17 protein-coding genes are annotated in these 17,722 nt (G+C 63.2%); 11 read left to right on the top strand and 6 right to left on the bottom strand.

Features of this window, described 5'->3' with window-relative positions; all coding sequences use genetic code 11:
• The first annotated feature begins 42 nt into the window (after positions 1 to 42).
• The 6 genes from AC1Q7O_RS26405 (at position 43) to AC1Q7O_RS26380 (ending at position 8,419) form a co-directional block, all read left to right on the top strand.
• The gene (locus AC1Q7O_RS26405) at positions 43 to 1,350 is read left to right on the top strand and encodes a TolC family protein (RefSeq protein ID WP_492662192.1); all 1,308 of its coding nucleotides are present in this window, start codon (positions 43 to 45) and stop codon (positions 1,348 to 1,350) included.
• A complete protein-coding gene (locus AC1Q7O_RS26400; RefSeq protein WP_492662191.1) occupies positions 1,347 to 2,540 on the top strand; it encodes an efflux RND transporter periplasmic adaptor subunit in 1,194 nt (397 codons plus the stop codon). Before AC1Q7O_RS26405 ends, AC1Q7O_RS26400 begins: the two co-directional genes overlap by 4 nt.
• Positions 2,537 to 5,770 carry a CusA/CzcA family heavy metal efflux RND transporter gene (locus tag AC1Q7O_RS26395; protein ID WP_492662190.1) on the top strand — a complete coding sequence of 1,078 codons (3,234 nt, stop codon included), beginning with the start codon at positions 2,537 to 2,539 and terminating at the stop codon, positions 5,768 to 5,770. The genes AC1Q7O_RS26400 and AC1Q7O_RS26395 overlap by 4 nt, the downstream gene beginning before the upstream one ends.
• Before the next feature lie 69 nt (positions 5,771 to 5,839).
• The gene (locus AC1Q7O_RS26390) at positions 5,840 to 6,628 is read left to right on the top strand and encodes a HupE/UreJ family protein (protein ID WP_492662189.1); all 789 of its coding nucleotides are present in this window, start codon (positions 5,840 to 5,842) and stop codon (positions 6,626 to 6,628) included.
• Positions 6,629 to 6,683: 55 nt separating this feature from the next.
• Positions 6,684 to 7,034 (top strand): DUF6488 family protein, encoded by a 351-nt coding sequence (locus AC1Q7O_RS26385; protein WP_492662188.1) that lies wholly within the window; start codon positions 6,684 to 6,686, stop codon positions 7,032 to 7,034.
• 65 nt (positions 7,035 to 7,099) lie between these two features.
• On the top strand, positions 7,100 to 8,419 hold the full coding sequence (locus AC1Q7O_RS26380; RefSeq protein ID WP_492662187.1) for an MFS transporter: 1,320 nt from the start codon (positions 7,100 to 7,102) through the stop codon (positions 8,417 to 8,419).
• A gap of 26 nt (positions 8,420 to 8,445) precedes the next feature.
• Here AC1Q7O_RS26380 and flgB read toward each other — a convergent pair whose 3' ends face one another.
• Both flgB and AC1Q7O_RS26370 read right to left on the bottom strand, forming a co-directional pair.
• Positions 8,446 to 8,892 (bottom strand): flagellar basal body rod protein FlgB, encoded by a 447-nt coding sequence (gene flgB, locus AC1Q7O_RS26375; protein ID WP_492662186.1) that lies wholly within the window; start codon positions 8,890 to 8,892, stop codon positions 8,446 to 8,448.
• Positions 8,893 to 8,951: 59 nt separating this feature from the next.
• A complete protein-coding gene (locus tag AC1Q7O_RS26370; RefSeq protein ID WP_492662185.1) occupies positions 8,952 to 9,998 on the bottom strand; it encodes a porin in 1,047 nt (348 codons plus the stop codon).
• A 378-nt stretch (positions 9,999 to 10,376) separates the two neighbouring features.
• Here AC1Q7O_RS26370 and AC1Q7O_RS26365 point away from each other — a divergent pair, with 378 nt between their 5' ends.
• On the top strand, positions 10,377 to 11,972 hold the full coding sequence (locus AC1Q7O_RS26365; RefSeq protein WP_492662184.1) for a tetratricopeptide repeat protein: 1,596 nt from the start codon (positions 10,377 to 10,379) through the stop codon (positions 11,970 to 11,972).
• A 69-nt stretch (positions 11,973 to 12,041) separates the two neighbouring features.
• On the opposite strand, the gene AC1Q7O_RS26360 is transcribed toward AC1Q7O_RS26365, so the two are convergent.
• A complete protein-coding gene (locus AC1Q7O_RS26360; RefSeq protein ID WP_492662183.1) occupies positions 12,042 to 12,797 on the bottom strand; it encodes a hypothetical protein in 756 nt (251 codons plus the stop codon).
• A 333-nt stretch (positions 12,798 to 13,130) separates the two neighbouring features.
• Here AC1Q7O_RS26360 and AC1Q7O_RS26355 point away from each other — a divergent pair, with 333 nt between their 5' ends.
• Positions 13,131 to 13,739 (top strand): mechanosensitive ion channel family protein, encoded by a 609-nt coding sequence (locus tag AC1Q7O_RS26355; RefSeq protein WP_492662182.1) that lies wholly within the window; start codon positions 13,131 to 13,133, stop codon positions 13,737 to 13,739.
• 377 nt (positions 13,740 to 14,116) lie between these two features.
• Here AC1Q7O_RS26355 and AC1Q7O_RS26350 read toward each other — a convergent pair whose 3' ends face one another.
• On the bottom strand, positions 14,117 to 14,251 hold the full coding sequence (locus tag AC1Q7O_RS26350) for a hypothetical protein (protein ID WP_492662181.1): 135 nt from the start codon (positions 14,249 to 14,251) through the stop codon (positions 14,117 to 14,119).
• Positions 14,252 to 14,613: 362 nt separating this feature from the next.
• On the opposite strand from AC1Q7O_RS26350, the gene AC1Q7O_RS26345 reads away from it, so the two are divergent.
• A complete protein-coding gene (locus AC1Q7O_RS26345; RefSeq protein WP_492662180.1) occupies positions 14,614 to 15,654 on the top strand; it encodes an MBL fold metallo-hydrolase in 1,041 nt (346 codons plus the stop codon).
• Positions 15,611 to 16,138 (top strand): DUF6624 domain-containing protein, encoded by a 528-nt coding sequence (locus AC1Q7O_RS26340; RefSeq protein ID WP_492662179.1) that lies wholly within the window; start codon positions 15,611 to 15,613, stop codon positions 16,136 to 16,138. The genes AC1Q7O_RS26345 and AC1Q7O_RS26340 overlap by 44 nt, the downstream gene beginning before the upstream one ends.
• Here the strand turns inward: AC1Q7O_RS26340 and AC1Q7O_RS26335 are convergent.
• Entirely contained in the window at positions 16,133 to 16,996 is an 864-nt protein-coding gene (locus AC1Q7O_RS26335) for a hypothetical protein (RefSeq protein WP_492662178.1), read from the bottom strand. The two genes, AC1Q7O_RS26340 and AC1Q7O_RS26335, sit on opposite strands and share 6 nt — an antisense overlap.
• A gap of 172 nt (positions 16,997 to 17,168) precedes the next feature.
• On the opposite strand from AC1Q7O_RS26335, the gene AC1Q7O_RS26330 reads away from it, so the two are divergent.
• Positions 17,169 to 17,381: a hypothetical protein gene (locus tag AC1Q7O_RS26330; protein ID WP_492662177.1), complete on the top strand. Its 213-nt coding sequence runs from the start codon at positions 17,169 to 17,171 to the stop codon at positions 17,379 to 17,381.
• Between the two features lie 42 nt (positions 17,382 to 17,423).
• On the opposite strand, the gene AC1Q7O_RS26325 is transcribed toward AC1Q7O_RS26330, so the two are convergent.
• Positions 17,424 to 17,722 (bottom strand): hypothetical protein (locus tag AC1Q7O_RS26325; protein ID WP_492662176.1); only part of this gene is annotated, 299 nt, incomplete at its 5' end.

Below are 17,722 nucleotides of genomic sequence, written 5' to 3'. Positions count from 1 at the left end.
TCCCGGGCGCGTCGTCGTGCGCGCTCAGTCCGTGGAGTTTTCATGTCATCGCATTTTTCCCTTTGCGCGCCGGTGCAGAGGCTGCGTGGTGCTGGTCATGCCAGTTTCCGTGCCGCCGTCTCGCAGCCGAGCCTGGCGCTGAGCGCCATCGCGCTCGCCCTTTCCCTCTCAACCCCCTTCGCACACGCAGCTGATGCGCCGGCTTTCGGCGTACTGCTGCAGCAGTCGCTGGCTCGGGCGCCCATCCTGCTCGAGCAGCAAGCCAACGCCGAAGCCGCACGACTGGACGCGGCGCAGAGCCGGAAATGGCTCAATCCCAAGGTCGATGCCCTGGCCGAAGACCTGAGCGCGCCGAGCAACGGCGGCCAGAGTCCCCGCCAGACAACCTACTCGATCAGCCAGCCGCTGGAGCTGGGCGGGAAGCGCGCGTCTCGCATTGCGGTGTCTGACCGCGAATCTGACGTTGCCGAGGCCCGCCGCCGTGAGGTCGAGGTCCTCTGGGCGGCCAAGCTGGCGATAGCCTACGGTGCCGTGGAGGCCGCGCAAGGCCGGCAACGCGTGGCTGCCGAAGAACTGAGCCGCGCCGGCGATGACCTGCGGGCGGCCCGTGCACAAGTCGATGCAGGCAAGGAAGCCGCCGTACGTGTCGCCCAGGCCGAAGCAGGTGCTGCTGCTGCGCGAGGTGCTGATCGTGCCGCGGCGGCCGAGCTGACCCAGTCACTGGAAGAGCTGTCCGCGCTCGTCGGCTCCCAGGAGCGGTTCACCGGCATCAGCGGCTCGCTCTTCAGCACTTCCATCGCCGCCAACACAACGGCGGACGAGTCTCCGACGCTGCGCGTCGCCCAGAGTGAACGCGAGGCGTCAGAAGCTCGCTTGCAGGTGGAAGAGCGACGTTGGATCCCTGACCTGAGCGTGACGGCCGGCGTGCGTCGCTATGCCTGGACGTCTCAGAACGGATTCGTGGTCGGCCTATCGGCCTCCATCCCCTTGTTCGACCGCAATCGTGACGGCGTCGCCGCCGCCCGCCAGCGCGTCCAGGCAGCCGATGCGCGTGTTCTGGCTGCCCGGTTGGAGACCGCGGCAGCACGCCGCTCGGCACAGGCCCAGCTGCTGGCGGCGGAGGGCCAACTGGAAGCCGCCCTTGAGGGTGAGCGCGCATCCGCCGAAGGCTATCGACTCGGTCGGATCGGCTACGACGCCGGACGGACCTCGCTGGTCGAGTTGCTGTTCGCACGCCGCGCCTATTCCGAGGCTCAACGTTCAACCATCGACGCGCGACTTGCGCGCGTTCGTTCCCTGGCTGCACTGGCGCAGGCCGAGGGCCGTCTCGCATTTGGAGAATCACAATGACAAGCAAATTCAAGCTGAACCAAGTGCTGATCGCGGCCTGCATCGCAGCAGGTGCTGGTGCGCTGGGCTATGGCATCGCCAGCCGCTCCTCGAACAGCGGCGATGCGCCGGCAGCCGAGGCCCCTGCGAAGGCAGCAAAGCCCGCAGATGCGTCCAAGAAGGAAGCGTCCGAGCTCAAGATTCCGGCGGAGTACATCACCGCCGCGAACATCTCGGTCGAGACCGCTTCGGGCTCCGACGTCCGAAATGAGCTCCTGCTTCCTGCCGTCGTGACCGCTGCGCCGGGGGCGGAAGCCGCGGTGGTGAGCCGCGCGAACGGCACGCTGGTGCGCGTCATGCGCCGACTCGGTGACACGGTGAAGGCAGGCGAAGTGCTGGCCAGCATCGAGAGTCTGGAAGCTGCCTCCATGGTGAGCGATCGACGCGTGGCGCAGGCCAAGGTCGACCTGGCGCGCAAGACCCTAGCCCGCGAGAAGAGCCTGTTTGATCAGGGTGTCTCTCCGCGCCAGGCGCTGGAAGCCGCGCAGGCTGACCTCGACGTCGCGGAGGCAGAAGCCCAGCGCGCAGCCTCCGTGGCGGGCGCGGCTCGCGTCGGTAGTGATGGCCGGTCGCTCAACATCGTGGCGCCCATCGCCGGTCGCATCACCTCGATGACGGCCCTCGCCGGCGCGCACGTGACTCCGGACCTCGAACTGTTCCGCGTTGCGATGCCGGGCGTCGTCCAGGTCGAAGCACCATTGACCGCCGACGATCTGCGCCGCGTGGCAGTGGGCGATGCGGCCACGGTTCTCTCCCGCTCTGGCAAGCCGGTGCCTGTGACGGTCCGAGGTCTGACGCCGGGCGTCAGTGCCACGACGCGGGCTGCCACCGTGGTGCTCGTGCCGACCGCCGGGCCCGACGCGCAGACGCTGCTCGCCGGCGAAGGCGTGCAGGTGCGGCTGAAGACGCGCGGCGAAGCGACCCAGCAGGGCGTCGCGGTGCCGGAAGAGGCCGTGCAGAACCTGGATGGCACGGATGTGGTCTTCCTGCGCACACCGGAAGGCTTCCGCGTCCAGGCGGTCTACGTCGGTCTGCGCAGCGGTGGCTTGGCGCAAGTCGTGAGCGGCCTGAAGTCCGGCCAGCAGGTCGCGGTCCGCAATGCGTTCCTGCTCAAGGCCGAGGCCAAGAAGCTCTCGGGAGACGACGAATGATCCAAGCTCTTCTCCAGGGCGTGGTTCGTGCCCGCTGGATGGTGCTGTTTCTGACGGCGCTGGTCGCCGCCTTCGGCGCCTGGCAGCTGAACCTGCTGCCGATCGATGTCACGCCCGACATCACGAATAAGCAGGTGCAGATCAACACCGTCGTGCCGACGCTCACTCCGGTCGAGGTCGAGAAGCGCGTGACCTATCCCATCGAGACCGCGCTTGCGGGCCTCAACGGGGTCGAGAACATGCGTTCCTTCTCCCGCAATGGCTTCAGCCAGGTGACGGTGATCTTCAAGGAGAGCGCCAACCTGTACTTCATGCGTCAGCAGGTCACCGAGCGCCTCAACCAGGCGCGCGCCAGTCTCCCTGACGGCGCGGACCCGGTCCTCGGGCCGGTGTCCACCGGCCTGGGTGAGGTGGTGCACTACAGCGTCGCCTTCAAGCATCCCGGTGGCAAGGGCGCGCCGGCGCCGCGCGAAGGGCAGGGCGGCTGGCAGAAGGACGGCAGCTTCGTGACCGACGAGGGCGAACGCCTGCCCGACTCGGTGTCCCAGCTGGCCTACCTGCGCACCGTCCAGGACTGGATCGTGCGTCCCCAGCTGCGCATGACACCCGGCGTGGCGGACGTCGATTCGCTCGGTGGCTACGTGAAGCAGTACGTCGTCGAGCCCGACCTGACGCGACTGGCGGCCTACGGCATCGACTGGAGCGAACTCGGTCGTGCGCTGGAAGACGCGAACCTCTCGATCGGCGCCAACTATCTGCGTCGCTCCGGTGAGAACTACCTCGTCCGTGCCGATGGTCGCCTGCGCTCGGTTGATCAGATTGCGACCACGGTTGTTGCGCAGCGCAATGGCGTGCCGGTCACGATCGGCCAGGTGGCGACGGTCAAGATTGGCGGCGAACTGCGAACTGGTGCGGCCAGCCGCGACGGCAACGAAACGGTGGTCGGCAGCGCGTTGATGCTCGTCGGCGAGAACAGCCGGACAGTGGCGGCCGCCGTCGTCGACAAGCTCGGCGAGATCAAGAAGACGCTCCCCGAGGGGATCGTGCTTGAGCCGACGCTGGACCGTTCGCAACTGGTGGTGGCCACCATCAAGACAGTGGCCAAGAACCTGACGGAAGGCGCATTGCTCGTCGTCGCCATCCTGTTCGCGCTTCTGGGCAACTGGCGCGCTGCTGTGATCGCCGCCCTGGTCATTCCGTTGTCGCTTCTGATGAGCGCGATCGGCATGAACTCGTTCGGCATCTCAGGCAACCTGATGAGCCTGGGCGCGCTCGACTTCGGTCTCATCATCGACGGCGCAGTCATCGTCGTCGAGAACGCGTTGCGGCGACTCGCGCATCGTCAGAACCACGAAGGTCGCTTGCTGACGCTTGGCGAGCGCTTGCAGGAGGTCATGGCCTCGTCGAAGGAAATGATCAAGCCGACCATCTACGGCCAGTTGGTCATCTTCCTGGTGTTCCTGCCCTGCCTGAGCTTCCAGGGTGTTGAGGGCAAGATGTTCTCGCCCATGGTGATCACGCTGATGCTGGCACTCGCGTCCGCCTTCGTGCTGTCGATCACGTTCGTGCCGGCCATGCTCGCCGTCGTGATGAACAAGCACATCGAGGAGCGTGAGGTGCGCGCGATCGAGGCGACCAAGAATCGGTATCTGCCGCTGCTGCAGCGCGCCGTCGCCAACCCCTGGCCGTCCATCATCACTGCGTTGGTCATCGTCGCCGCGGCGGCTGTCACGTTCCGATTCGTCGGCAAGGAGTTCATGCCAACGCTGGACGAGCAGAACCTGAACCTCTCGTCGGTCCGCATCCCATCGATGTCCATCGAGGATTCGGCGGCGCTGGACCTGCCGATCGAGCGAACGCTGCTGACCTTGCCTGAGGTCAAGACGGTCTACTCGAAGGCCGGTACGGCCAGCCTGGCGGCCGACCCAATGCCGCCGAACGCGTCCGACAACTACGTCATCCTGAAGCCCAAGGACGAGTGGCCTGAAGGCGTCACGACGAAGGAACAGGTCATCGAACGCATCCGCGAGAAGATGTCTGCCATCGTGGGCAATGCCTACGACGCGACGCAGCCCATCGAGATGCGCTTTAACGAGCTGATCGGCGGCGTGCGCAGCGACGTGGCCGTGAAGATCTACGGTGACGACCTCGATCAGTTGGCTGCGAGCGGCCAGCGCATCGCGGCGTTGCTGAAGAAGATCCCGGGTGCTGTCGACACACGCGTGGCGCAGACGTCTGGCTTCCCGACCTTTGACATCGAGTTCGACCGCGTCGCCATCGCGCGCCACGGGCTCACGCTCAAGGAAGTTGCCGACACGGTGTCTGCCGCGCTGGCGGGTCGTCCGTCCGGGCAGATCTTCGAAGGCGACCGTCGCTTCGACCTCGTGGTGCGGCTGCCAGGCGATCAGCGCAACAACCTGGACCAACTGCGTGCGTTGCCTATCAGCCTGGCCGCCGTGGACGGGAAGCCGCGCGGTGCGGTGCCTCTGGGCTCGCTCGTGCAGTTCAAGTTCACGCAGGGTCTCAACGAAGTCAGTCGCGACAACGGCAAGCGCCGCCTTTATGTGGAGGCCAATGTCAGCGGCCGCGACCTGGGTAGCTTCGTCGCGGAGGCTCAGAAGCGGATCGAAGCAGAAATCAAGCTGCCCACGGGCGCGTGGATCGAATGGGGCGGCCAGTTCCAGAACCTGCAGGCTGCTTCCAAGCGCTTGGCCATCATCATCCCGGCATGCCTGGTGCTCATCAGTGCGGTTCTCTACCTGGCCATCGGCAGCGCGGGGCTGACGGCGACCGTGTTGGCCACCATCCCGATGGCGGTGGCGGGCGGTGTGTTCACGCTGGCCTTGCGTGACATCCCGTTCTCGATCTCCGCGGCGGTGGGCTTCATCGCCGTGTCGGGCGTGGCGGTGCTCAACGGCCTGGTGATGATTTCGGCGATCCGCAAACGCCTGGAAGACGGCATGGCGATCAGCGCGGCGGTGATCGAAGGCGCCATGGAGCGGGTGCGTCCCGTCCTGATGACGGCCCTGGTCGCGTCCTTGGGATTCATCCCGATGGCGTTCGGTACCGGTACCGGCGCCGAGGTCCAGCGACCCCTGGCCACGGTCGTGATCGGCGGCCTGATCACCGCAACCGTGCTGACGCTGTTCGTCCTGCCGGCGCTCTGCGGCCTGGTCCTGAGGCGCTCGCACAAGTCCTCGCCGGTTCTGGAAACGGCAGCTCAAGCCTGATCAGTCACGGCGGCGCGACCTCTCGCCTCGCCGCCGTGCATCGGTTTTCACTCAGCAGTAAAGGAAATCATGTTCCAACGTTTTGCTCGACCGCTGCTCGCGGTGGGCCTGTTCCTGTCCGCCGCGGCCGCATGGGCCCACGGCATCTCCGAGGCCGACAAGCAGCGCATGCTGGATGGCGGGTACCTGCAGTACATCGGGCTGGGTGCCAGCCACATGTTGACCGGGTACGACCACCTGCTGTTCCTGTTTGGCGTCGTGTTCTTCCTCACGAAGTTCACCGACGTGGCCAAGTTCGTCACCGCCTTCACGCTGGGTCACTGCATCACGCTGATCTTCGCGACCTTCATGAAGATCACGTGGAACTTCTGGCTGGTGGATGCCCTGATCGCGATCAGCGTGATCTACAAGGGCTTCGACAACAACGGCGGCTTCCAGAAGTACTTCGACCGGCCGTCTCCCAACCTGTTGCGCGTCGTGTTCGGCTTCGGGTTGCTGCACGGCTTCGGCCTGTCGACGCGCCTGCAGCAACTGCCGCTGGGTGACGACAACTTCAGCATGCTCATGCGCATCCTGAGCTTCAACGGCGGCGTCGAGATCGGTCAGATCGCCGCGCTCGTGGTCATGGTGGGGCTGCTGTCCCTGTGGCGCAAGCGCGAATCGTTCAAGCGCTTCAGCACGTTCTCCAACAACGCGTTGATGGCCGTTGGCGCGTTGCTGCTGCTGATGCAGCTGCACGGCTATCACCACGACATGGACGCGGAGAACCTGCGCTTCCCCGAGGCGGAGCACAAGCACCTGCACGAAGACATGGACATCGAAAAGATGTCCGACAACCCCGGCCGCGAAAGCCTTTGAGCGGCCAACCGAGTTTCCAGTTTCCCCAACCCCCTCCAACCATCAAGGAGTTCTCATGAAGCAACTGTTCGTTTCCCTGGCCGTCGTGGCCGCGCTGGGCCTGTCGACCTCCGCCTTTGCCGGCGGTGATGGCGATTGCCACTTCCATGGCAGCACGCCTGCCAAGCAGGAAACGGTGTCTCAGTGCGCCGTCAAGCGCCAGCAGACCCTCATCTCCAGCGGCAAGCTGGACAAGTCGTGGCAGGCCGTGAAGCCCTCCACCCTGGAGCAGATCGAAGGCAAGAAGGGCAAGGAGTGGAAGGTGACTTTCAAGGACGCCGCCGCCGCCGACAAGTCCAAGGAGAACCTCTACATGTTCTTCACGCTGCAGGGCAACTTCATCGCCGCCAACCACACCGGCAACTGATCGGACGGCCGATCCGCGCTCCGGCAGCCCTGCGCTGACGGAGCGCTCCACCTGGAGAGCCTCATATGTTGGACGTCCTCGCAAATCGAACGTATCGCCACCTGTTCTTCGCGCAGGTGATCGCGCTCGTTGGCACCGGGCTCGCCACGGTGGCTCTGGGCCTGCTGGCCTACGACCTGGCCGGCGCCAATGCAGGCGCCGTGCTGGGAACGGCGCTGGCCATCAAGATGCTGGCCTACATCGGTGTGGCGCCCATCGCCTCCGCGTTCGCGGACCAGGTGCCTCGCAGAACGCTACTTGTCGCACTGGATCTGGTTCGTGCGGCGGTGGCGCTCGCCCTCCCTTTCGTCACGGAGATCTGGCAGGTCTACATCCTGATCTTCGTGCTGCAGTCGGCGTCGGCCGGCTTCACCCCCACATTCCAGGCCACGATTCCCGATGTGCTGCCCAAGGAGGCGGACTACACCAAGGCGCTGTCCCTGTCGCGCCTGGCTTACGACCTGGAAAGCCTCGCCAGTCCCGCGCTGGCAGCAGCGTTGCTGACGGTGGTGAGCTTCCACAGCCTGTTCCTCGGCACGGTGGTCGGGTTCGTGGCGTCGGCGATCCTGGTCGTGTCCGCCGTACTGCCCAAGGCCAAGCAGCCGCCGCGTCGCAGCATCTATGAGCGCACGACGCGTGGCAGCCGGATCTACCTCGGTACGCCGCGCCTGCGCGGCCTGCTCGCCTTGAATCTGGCCATCGCCTCCGCAAGCGCGATGGTCATCGTCAACACCGTCGTGCTCGTGCAAAGTCAGTTGCAGCTCAGCCAGCGATTCACCGCTGGCGCACTGGCTGCGTTCGGGGCCGGCTCGATGCTCATCGCGCTGGGGCTGCCAAAGCTGCTTGAGCGGCTTCCGGACCGGCGCGTCATGGTCTTCGGTGCCGGCGTGCTGACCATTGGGCTCCTGTTGGGTCCGATTGCGTCCCGTGGATACGCCACGTTGGTCCTGCTGTGGCTGGTGCTGGGCATGGGCTATTGCTTGGCCCAGACTCCTTCGGGACGTCTCCTGCGACGCTCAGCAAGCGCAGAGGATCGGCCCGCCTTGTTCGCAGCGCAGTTCGCGCTGTCCCATGCGTGTTGGCTGATCACCTACCCGGTTGCAGGTTGGCTCGGTGCCAAGGCAGGACTGGACGTCAGCTTCATCGCGCTTGGCGTCCTTGCCGGCGCCACCACGTTCGCCAGCCTCTGGCTCTGGCCCAAGGAGGATCCTATGGAGGTCATTCACAGCCATGGCAATCTGGATGCAGGTCACGAGCACCTGAAGATGCCGGCCGTCGACGCCGCCGGGCGGCATTCGCATGCCTACGTCATCGATGACGAACACCAGCGGTGGCCACGGAGCTGACGCGCGGTTTTGCGGCGGAAGTCGTGTCAGCGACGGGGATCCGCGATGGCCATCTTGAATTCCTTCAGCTCGTCATCCAGCGAGGTCACGGCGAGCTGGTGCAGGATGGAGTTCTGAGCGAACGAGGCTCGCTCTCGATCAAGGTCGACCGTGTTTCCGTCCAGCGCGGTTTGGGACGGCACGGCATATTGAGCAAACTGCAGCGTGCTGCGTGGCGCCACAAGTTCCGGCGCAAGGTGGCCTGGTGATGTGGTCGCGATCGGCGTCGCAGGTCGGGCCCGACTGGCCTCTTCAAGCGCTGCCGAGAAGTTGATGTCGCGCGCCTGATAGTGGGGCGTGTCGGCATTCGCTATGTTGCTGGCGATCAATGCCTGCCGCTGGCCTCTGAAGACCAGCGCTGCAGCTTTCCAGTCGTCATCGGGCGCTCCAGCGTACGCGCCGGCGCTAGGAGTGGGACGGAGCGGATCGGACATGGCGCATCCTCCGAAAACGGGGAGCGCCGGAGCGCTCCCAATCGCAGTTGCCTTGAAGATCAGAAGTTGTGGCGCATGCCGACTTCCATGCCGGACGAACTTTCACCACCGCGCATGCCAGTCGGCGTCGTGTACAGCACGGAGCTGCGCGCGGCACCCTTGTTGCTGATGTTGGCGTAGGTCCCGTACAGAGCCGTCCGCTTGGACAGATCGTGCACGTAGCCCAGTGCCACACGCGTGCTGTCGTCGGCATCGGCATAGCCAGAACCGACCACGCCACCCGAGCGGTTCACGTTGGTGTAGCCAACCCGGATCGAGCCGGCCTGCGTCACCGGAACGGTGGCGCCGACGGACAGCTCCTGCGCCTTGCGCTGGCCCCACTTCTTGACGTCGTAGAGTGTGTGCAGCGTGCCCCAGGGCGACTTGTAGTTGAACAGCAGGTTGTAGTTCTTGAACTTCGGTTGGCCACCGCCAACGTCGGTCTGGCCGACGGCACCCCCGACCAGGAATGTGCTGTTCTCAAAGCCGATGCGGCCACCGGTGTACTTGTTGCCAGCGACACCTTCGCCGGCGGCGACGTGCACCTGACCGAACCAACCGCCCAGGTTCTTGGGCAGGAAGTAGCTGACGCCGTTGTCGCTGCGCTGAGCGGTGGTGGCACCGCTACCCAGCACTGCACTGGAACCGTAGACGAACACACCGCGCGAGCCAACACCGACGATGCCGAACTCGTCGTTGAGCGCGTTGTTGTAGGTCGGCGTGGTGTCGCGGCCGAGGCGGATTTCACCGAAGTCGCCCATCAAGCTGATGGTCGAACGGCGGTTCCAGAACTTGCTGGCGTTGGCACTGCCGGTATCCAGCTCAATGCCGGACTCCAGGTTGAAGCCGGCTGAGAGGCCGCCGCCAAGCTGTTCAACGCCACGCACGCCAAAGCGGCTCGTCGAGTTGGCGCCGGAAGCGACGCCCTTGACCGTACCTGCGCTGCCGTTCTTCACCTGACGAACTGCAGCGTCAGCGACGCCGTAGAGGGTGACCGACGAGCTTTGTGCGAACGCAGAACCTGCCATCGCACTGCATGCCAAGGCCAAGAGGACTGGCTTCTTCATGTACTTCTCCTATTCAGTAGTCGATGCCCGAGGGCGTGGATCGCCTCAAGCGCTGCGAAGGCTATGCAGACCGTCTAGGGAAATCCATGACTTCGACCATTTGCTCAGGGCCGCGCTGGTGCTGGCTCCGTAAAACCGGTCGTTCGTGTGCCTTGGATTCAACAGGCATCGCTTGCGTAGAACGCATGCTTTCGATTCACATGTTTGTCATCCCAAAGAGAGGTCGACGCGCTCCGCGTGAACGTGACAAAACCGTAATCCGCCGGACTGGCTCGGGTCATGCCCAGCTTCTTAGGCTTGCGTACTGGCATGGCGCGGAGAGTGCGCCCATCGATCAACAGGCGGCTATTTCATGCGCCAGTACGGAGAAGGCGAGGGATGAGAAGACCAGACGCCCAACTGATCTCCAGGGCGCGGCGAGGCGACATCTCTGCCTGCCTGGAGGCGGGCCGGAAGTACCTGCAAGGCACGAACGGTTTTCCACGTCACGTGAGACTCGGGCTTGAGTATCTGCACCAGGCAGAGCCGGTACGTGCCGACGATACGCGGCAGCTCATCGTCGAATCGCTAGATCTCTTCGAGATCGCAGCCCATGGGCGTGTCGCGACACTGCAGCAGGCCGCGCAGGCGGGACGTTCCAGCGCGCAGTTGAAGCTGGCAATCTGGCTCTCCCTGACGACGACAGATGCTGAAGCCGGCATGCGGTGGTTCCGCAGCGCCGCCGCGGGCGGCGATGTCGCCGCCAGGAAGGTGCTGACCGGCTATTCATCGGATGCTCGATCCGAAGAGCACGTCGTCTCACGCCTGCGCTCGCTCAAGAACCTGCAGGGGATCGGGTGGTCGGAACTGCTGACGTTTGCGATGGACCGCGCCCTGATGCGGCAGCAGCCTCTTCTTCTGTTCCGAGCGCTGGCTCTCAGCTTGGAATCGGAAGACGCGCCGGCTCCCGGCTTGGCTGACAAGGTTCTCGAAGCGCTGACCTTTGCCAGCACGCTGCCTGGCGCAGCCATCGCGGTTGATCGTCGAGCCATCGAGGGTCAACTGGATGACTGCGTCGCGCGGGGGAGCACTGCTGGAGCCTTGATGCTGGGGCAGGCATTGAGTGGCAAGGACGTCGGAAGCCTGTCCTGGCAGTCGCTCGTGGCCGGGCTGAACTTCCGCAAGGCGTCCGCGCTGCTGATGCGGGCCGCCGACGGTGGTCACGCTGAGGCGTGGATGCGTCTCTACGAGATCCACTCAAACCACAATGGTTCGGTCGCCAACCCGCCGATGGCTAGGTTCTGTCTGGAGAAGGCGGCGGCCAGCGGGGAAGTGGTAGCGCAGCGACGTCTGGGTGTCACCATCCTGCGCGCCTCAGGGGCGCTTCGCGACGTCGAGCTGGGCATGAGCTGGCTGTTTCAGGCGGCGGAAGCCGGCGACGAACTCGCGCACAGACTGTTGCGCACGTTCGTACTTCCAGTTGAGGGCGGGGACGTGGACGCGAACTCAGCGCTGGGTGCCATCGCGCAATCTAGCAAAGGCCTAGCACTTCGGCTGCAGGTGGCCAGGGACTTCGGCCTGACCAAGCTTGAGGCGATGACCGTGGACCTGGTGGGCGGGCTCAGGCCATGGGGGCTCGTGGTGGGGCGCAATCCCTTTATCCGACAGGCCAAGCTCTCAGCGCCCCGCGCCGTGCCAGCCGCCTCAGTGCTTGCCCAGCAGAACCTGAGACGCATCGTGGCACAGGTGGCTGGTGGCGGTGTGCGTGGAGCCGAGTTCCAGGACTTCGATCTGCGCCATCGGGCGGCGAGGGTCAAGCAGGTTCTGCTGGCCCATGGATTGGCCGAGTCGATGTTCTTTGCGAGGGCCCGTTCCGTTGAGTTGGACGCGCTGCGCGGAGGAGGGCGGTGGGCCAGGTTGGCCCGGGCTGAGATCGACGCCGCGATGGCAACGCCGGAGGCAGACACAGCGGACGCCTGCGGGCCAGTTGTGTGAATCACAACAAAAATTGCGACCATGGTCTTGACGTCATGCTGCGCGTCGCGCCTCAACAACGACTGTCGCTCAGCTCTGCAACGGGTCGTATTTGGCGTTGTAGAAAGAGCCGCCACGTCCTTCGATCGGCTGATTGCTCGCGGTCAACATGGTCGCCACGGCGGCCAAGCCGCTCATGCCGCGGTCATGCGCCTCCATGGTGATCTTGTTTGAGTCAAACACTTGGTCGGCCTGCGACAACAGCGACTTGAACGACAACTTTTCATCCAATTGCGACTTCACGTTGTAGAACGTGTAGTTCTCCATCTTCTTGGTGACGTAGTTGAGGTCTGCCCGGGGCGGGTTCGAGCTGGACACTTGCAAGTTTTCGACGGCTGTAGACACGAATGCCTGTGCAGCACCTTTCAAGGCCGTGTTGGAGTTCAGCTTCTTTTCCAGCCACTTCGCGTCATCAGCTTCCAGCCCTGTGACCTTGAACTTGCCGTCGACCAGCTTGAAGTCCCAGTTGCCAGCAAGTTCGGGGCGACGCTTGGCAATCATGGCTTCGATTTTCCCAAGCTCCTTCTTGATCGTCTCCATGCTGCGGCCAGCCTCTGTGTTCTGGGCTCTGCGCAGCTCGCCAAACTGCTCAATAGGTTGCTTGACTTTGGACAAGTCCACGACTGTCGCTTTGAGAGACGGGTCGTCAAACGTGCCGCCACCGCGCTCCTGCGCCTCCCGGATCTGCTCGGCCGTCGGACCCGTTGACGTGGGTGTCGCCACGGACCTGTTGAGCGATGAGCTGCTGGCGCTAGGTGTCGAGGCTTGGGAGATGCTCGTGATCATGGTGAACCTCAGATAGGTGGGCAGCACCCGCCTTGTTCATAGGCCTGTGTAGGCTGGGAAGGTGCCGCTGGTCACTGCGACCACGCCCTACTCGTCCGTTACGCCGGTCGCCGCCAGTACCGAAACCATCTTCATCAACTTCGGCTTGCGAGAGCCGAACTTGAGGTCTGTGACAGATGGTTAGTGGCATGAAGCATAGAGGCGTGCGCTGATCGACCAAGATGCCGCTGAACTACGGAGCTAGTCGATGGATTTGACCTGCTGTCGACTGCCGCCCGTAGGGGTAAAACTGCGGCGCACCTGCGCTCCCTCCATCGCCAACGTCATCCACCTATGAGAAAGCTCATTCAATCCCTGCATGATTGGTTGCCCGTCTGGGCTGCGGACTGGCTCGACATCCTGGTGCCTGCCGTCGAGGTCGTCATGATTTGCCTGGGCGCGTGGTTGCTGATGCGGTTGGCGCACAAGGTGATCGATCGGATCACCGGCAAGTACGGTCTGCCGGTCAATGTCGCCGCGGTGTTCCTGCGTGCGGTTGGCGCCCTGGTCTACATCGGCGCGCTGCTTTGGGCGCTGGAGCGTATGGGCGTCTCCGGCGCCGTCCTTTGGACCGCCTTCACCGGCTTCGCGACCGTCGGCGCCGTGGCGTTCTTCGCGGCGTGGAGCGTGTTGTCCAACCTGTTCTGTACGCTGCTGATCTACATCACCAGATCCTTCCGTATCGGTGATGTCGTCGAGTTGCTTGACGCCGGGGACAAGCCAGGCATGAAGGGGCGTGTGGTCGAAATCAACCCGGTCTACACCACGCTGCTAGAGAGCGGCGATGCGCAGAACGGCACCACGCTGCAGTTGCCGAATAGCCTGTTCTTCCAGCGGGCGGTGCGTCGCTGGCACGGCACGGCGGTCTCGCAGGTGACCGTGGATCAACAAGGGGGGCCCTAGCCGCAGGGCAGGGGAGATATCAGCGGTGCGCCGTCACGAAGCCGAGTCCCGAGGCGACTCAGTTTCGCTTGATCGATCACTGCCATCTGCATGAGCATCCTCGACGCTCTGCGCGCGCCGATCCGGCGCTGCTGCTGCGTTGGCATGTCCAGGACTGTCTTCGGGCTGAGGTGCGACGGGCGTCTGCGTCGGCGTGTCGGGCTCGGTTGGCAGCTTGACTGGGGATTTCTGATGGTCACCAGGTGCAGGGGCTGGGCTTGCGGCGTGGCTGTTCATAGCGGTCTCCATCAGACGGAAATAGGTCAAGTTAGCAGGCGCGCAGGCTGCGTCTATCCCTTCGGCCCACATTCCCATGTAGGCCAGCATCCCGCCGACTCCTAGCGAACAAGCAGGATGGCTGCGAGGCTCAGCAAGCCGGCTGCAATCACGAAGGACGCGCCGACCCGGTGTCGTTCTGCGCTTTCAAGCAGGCCTTTGAGCGCATTGATGACATCGGTGAGATGGGCAAGCACGGGAGCTCCTTCGGATTGAACGGTGCGGCGCTTCGAGGCGCCGTGAGATCAGCTCGATTGACGGTGGTGACGATCTCCGTCGCCCCATTGCCGACGCGCCGAGATCGGCTTGAGTGTCAGTGGGCTCGGCCGGGTCGTCGTGCCGGGTTGGAGCCTGATTTCCCCCCGAAACCCTTTGGTCGAACTTGGGGCGGCGACGTCGTAGCCAGCAGCCGGCCAGGCCGCAGATGGGCTTTCAAAAGGCGTTCCTGCCTGAAACCGATCGAGCGATCGTTGACGTAGGTGCGCCCCCGTCATACCAAACCGTCAGCCCGCAGCCTACGGCCATGGCGATACTCGTCGCGGTTTTCAGGGAGAACAAGATGACTTTGCTCAACGAGCGCGTGCAGTTCCCGGTGGGCCAGGGAGGCTTCCACGCCGGCAAACTTTCCGAAGATGGGGAAGTGAAAATCAGGTACGTCGTCGACTGCGGGGCGATGTCGACCTATCAAGCTCGCCGCGATGAATGCGTGGCGAACTACGTCAAGGCAGAAGGGATCGGTTCCGATCTCGACATCCTCTTCATCACCCACGCGCACGCTGATCACCTCAACGGTGTTGAGAAGCTGCTGAGCAAGAAGAGCGGCGTGAAGGTCAAGGCCATCGTCATGCCGCTACTCAACGTGGTCGAGCGGCTGATCTGCTATGCGCGGACGGCCTCCGACGATCCAAAGGCGGCAGCAAGTGGCTTCTACCGAGACTTCACCGCCGATCCGGTGAAGACGCTCTCCCGATTCGAACCAGAACAGATCTTCCAGATCAGGCCAAGCGGTCCAGATGGGCGCGCGCCTTTCAGCATCGACGATGCACCGGACCTGAACGGCCCGACGGTCGCGCGTCGGCCGAATGAGCTTGGGCCGAAGATGCAGCTGAAGTTGGTCGGACGAGGATCGGTCGAACCAGCGAAGGCGGCCCAGGGAGGCGCGAGGCTGTCCAAAGTGAAAGGAACGCCTCAGACCTGGGTCGCAGAGGATTCGGTGGGGTTCCTCCATCGCGCCAGTTCGACAGGCGCGTGCTGGCTGCTAGCACCGTTCGTCGATCCTGGCGTTGAGGCGGACGCCGACGTGTTTATGAACGCCCTGGCGGCCGAGAAGAAGATGACGGTCGCAGACCTGAAGATCTGGCTGAAGAAGGTCGCCAACGTGAAGCAGCTGGTGACGCATGGGCTCCCGCATTTGGTTGCGGCATACAACGAGGTTGCGAAGGACCTCAATGTGACTTCGCTTTCGCTGTACTCAGGTCCGCTACCGCTCGAGGTTCTGAGCGCTCCGCCTTCGAGCATGAAGGTCCGCATGCGATCCACCAGTCAATCTCCAGCTCATGAAGGAGATTGGGGATGCAGTTCGCGCGATGTACCCGTTTGAGGCTGATCCGAAGTCAGCACAAGCGCTGCAGGCCGCGGACCGGATCATGGTTGTTGATCGGCAGAACACCGCGCATCTTCGCCCTTGGTTGAAGCGGTGCGGATGGCCCAGCACCAAGCGACACGGCGCGGTCGTAGAAGGCCTGGTCTGGGCACTGGTGCAGCATGCCGACCAAGACCGCCCTTTCCAGACGATGGCCATCACCTTGCTCAGACAGCGCGTTCATCAGGGAGAGGCTCCTGGTGCCCACTTGGCGTATCTTGAGGATCGGGTCGCTGTTGGCTCGGGGCAGCAGCAACTCTATGGAACACAAGCCGAGGTGAAAGGCCAATGCCTGGTCGAACTGCTTCCAGTCGATAGTCTTCCGAGCGTAAACAAGCGGAGAAAGGCCATCGGCATGGATTCAATCGAAAGCTATATGGCAGAACTTCGTAAGGCATTGCTGCCCCCGGTTTGCCTCAACGGTTCGCCGGGCCGCTTATAAAAAGCTGGCGGACGTCATTGGAATGTCAAAGGCGATTGACTGCTCAATAATCGTCCGCCCAAGCGAGTCGCATTTGCGGAGGAAGATTTCCGATCGTCTATCGCTGTGGCCGGCAAGCGCGTACAGCAGCTCAGCAGGATTTTTTCTAGGGGAGGTGTGTTTTGAAGCCAAAACGAACCACTCGCCATCGTCTGGCAGTTTAATATCATTGATATCCTGGGCCAAGTTCGGCATGGATGCCGCCTTATTCAGGGCGCCAACCTCATGCATGAATACGGCATTGTCGCCGACCGGCCTCGCCCCCCATGACACCAGACGACCCGCCTGCGTAAATGCGACGTTGCGCATTCGCTCAACGACTATTGCGATGCGAGATCTCCCGGGAGATACACGAATGAATTTCACAGACATGCCGCATGGAAGGTTGCCTACTATTCTTCCTGTTTCCTGACTGAAGATCATTCCCTTGCGCCCGCGCGCTTCCGAGACAATTCCATATTGCTCGTTTAATGGCGTGGAAAATAACTTTTTGGTCCACTCCGAGGCATTGGCGCTTTGTTGGAGAATCCATTCCTTCATTAAAGGATTGCTGGCATCTTTGCTCGCGCATTGCAAATATTTCTCCAAGTAGCTTTCCGTCAAGACTTGCTTGAATGGGTGTTTTTCAAGCGGGTCGCCGGAAGGGAAGCTGGCTACATCCTCAGCGCCTAGTTTTTTTGCTTCCAGTTCAACATTGCCATGCGCTACACGGTAGATTAAGGTCTCGCCTGCCTGAACTATAGAAATCTTGATATCCGCGTCATTGGCAAAACATGCCGTACCGGCAACCACGCTGGCAAGAACGAAAAATATCTTCATGGCTTTCCAGACAGTATTCCAATCGATGCTTCATGGCAGGGCCCTTGCGCAGCGCACGGTAGCGCAAAGCTGGCAAGCCCGAAATGGTTGCGTCGCTTTCGGGGAGTATCGGGCCGGCGCCGGCCGAGCTGTGCCCTGCGCTGACGAATCGTGAAGCGCGCAGAATCCTGTCATGTCCAGTGAAACCCGCACCGTCAGGACCATCGTGGTCGCTCTCGTGCCGGAGTACAACCAAGCTTGGGTACTTGACAGCGAGGACCGGCGCTATGTGCTCACACGAAAGACCAGCGGTATCGATCTCGCTTCGCTGCGCGAGGGGCAGGAGGTGGAATGCACCGTAACGCTCGATCTTCCTCGAGTGCTGGTTGCAGCTGTCATCAACTGAGGATGCGCAGAGAAGCCAGCGCGTCTGCCTCAAGGCGAACGGTCAGCGGTACTTTCTCGACAGTTTGCCCGCAGCGGTAATGATGCCGGCGCGACGAGCCGCTCGAAGGGCAACCTCGATGTCGTCGGTCGAGGCGATGTTGAGCAGCGGGCCTGCGTCTACCTTTTTTACCTCGCAACCACCGCCTTGAAGCGCTGATGTTTTTGGCTTCTTGCCGACCTTGGCGGGAGCGAAGGTCGTCTTCGGCGGCGAGGCTGATGCTTTTGACCCTGTCCCAGGTTTCCGTACCGTTCGGTAACAGAATGGACCGGCATGAAGAGGCCCAGGAAGGGGCCAGGAGT

The sequence above is a fragment of the Roseateles sp. GW823-FHT07B05 genome (genome assembly GCF_058794515.1).
The sequence above is the reverse complement of the archived record's forward strand: the minus strand, read 5'-3'. Positions and strand labels throughout refer to the sequence as shown.

Coding starts and splice junctions, on each gene's coding strand:
- AC1Q7O_RS26405 (WP_492662192.1), top strand. CDS start 43: ATGTCATCGCATTTTTCCCTTTGCGCGCCGGTGCAGAGGCTGCGTGGT.
- AC1Q7O_RS26400 (WP_492662191.1), top strand. CDS start 1,347: ATGACAAGCAAATTCAAGCTGAACCAAGTGCTGATCGCGGCCTGCATC.
- AC1Q7O_RS26395 (WP_492662190.1), top strand. CDS start 2,537: ATGATCCAAGCTCTTCTCCAGGGCGTGGTTCGTGCCCGCTGGATGGTG.
- AC1Q7O_RS26390 (WP_492662189.1), top strand. CDS start 5,840: ATGTTCCAACGTTTTGCTCGACCGCTGCTCGCGGTGGGCCTGTTCCTG.
- AC1Q7O_RS26385 (WP_492662188.1), top strand. CDS start 6,684: ATGAAGCAACTGTTCGTTTCCCTGGCCGTCGTGGCCGCGCTGGGCCTG.
- AC1Q7O_RS26380 (WP_492662187.1), top strand. CDS start 7,100: ATGTTGGACGTCCTCGCAAATCGAACGTATCGCCACCTGTTCTTCGCG.
- flgB (WP_492662186.1), bottom strand. CDS start 8,892: ATGTCCGATCCGCTCCGTCCCACTCCTAGCGCCGGCGCGTACGCTGGA.
- AC1Q7O_RS26370 (WP_492662185.1), bottom strand. CDS start 9,998: ATGAAGAAGCCAGTCCTCTTGGCCTTGGCATGCAGTGCGATGGCAGGT.
- AC1Q7O_RS26365 (WP_492662184.1), top strand. CDS start 10,377: ATGAGAAGACCAGACGCCCAACTGATCTCCAGGGCGCGGCGAGGCGAC.
- AC1Q7O_RS26360 (WP_492662183.1), bottom strand. CDS start 12,797: ATGATCACGAGCATCTCCCAAGCCTCGACACCTAGCGCCAGCAGCTCA.
- AC1Q7O_RS26355 (WP_492662182.1), top strand. CDS start 13,131: ATGAGAAAGCTCATTCAATCCCTGCATGATTGGTTGCCCGTCTGGGCT.
- AC1Q7O_RS26345 (WP_492662180.1), top strand. CDS start 14,614: ATGACTTTGCTCAACGAGCGCGTGCAGTTCCCGGTGGGCCAGGGAGGC.
- AC1Q7O_RS26340 (WP_492662179.1), top strand. CDS start 15,611: ATGAAGGAGATTGGGGATGCAGTTCGCGCGATGTACCCGTTTGAGGCT.
- AC1Q7O_RS26335 (WP_492662178.1), bottom strand. CDS start 16,996: ATGAAGATATTTTTCGTTCTTGCCAGCGTGGTTGCCGGTACGGCATGT.
- AC1Q7O_RS26330 (WP_492662177.1), top strand. CDS start 17,169: ATGTCCAGTGAAACCCGCACCGTCAGGACCATCGTGGTCGCTCTCGTG.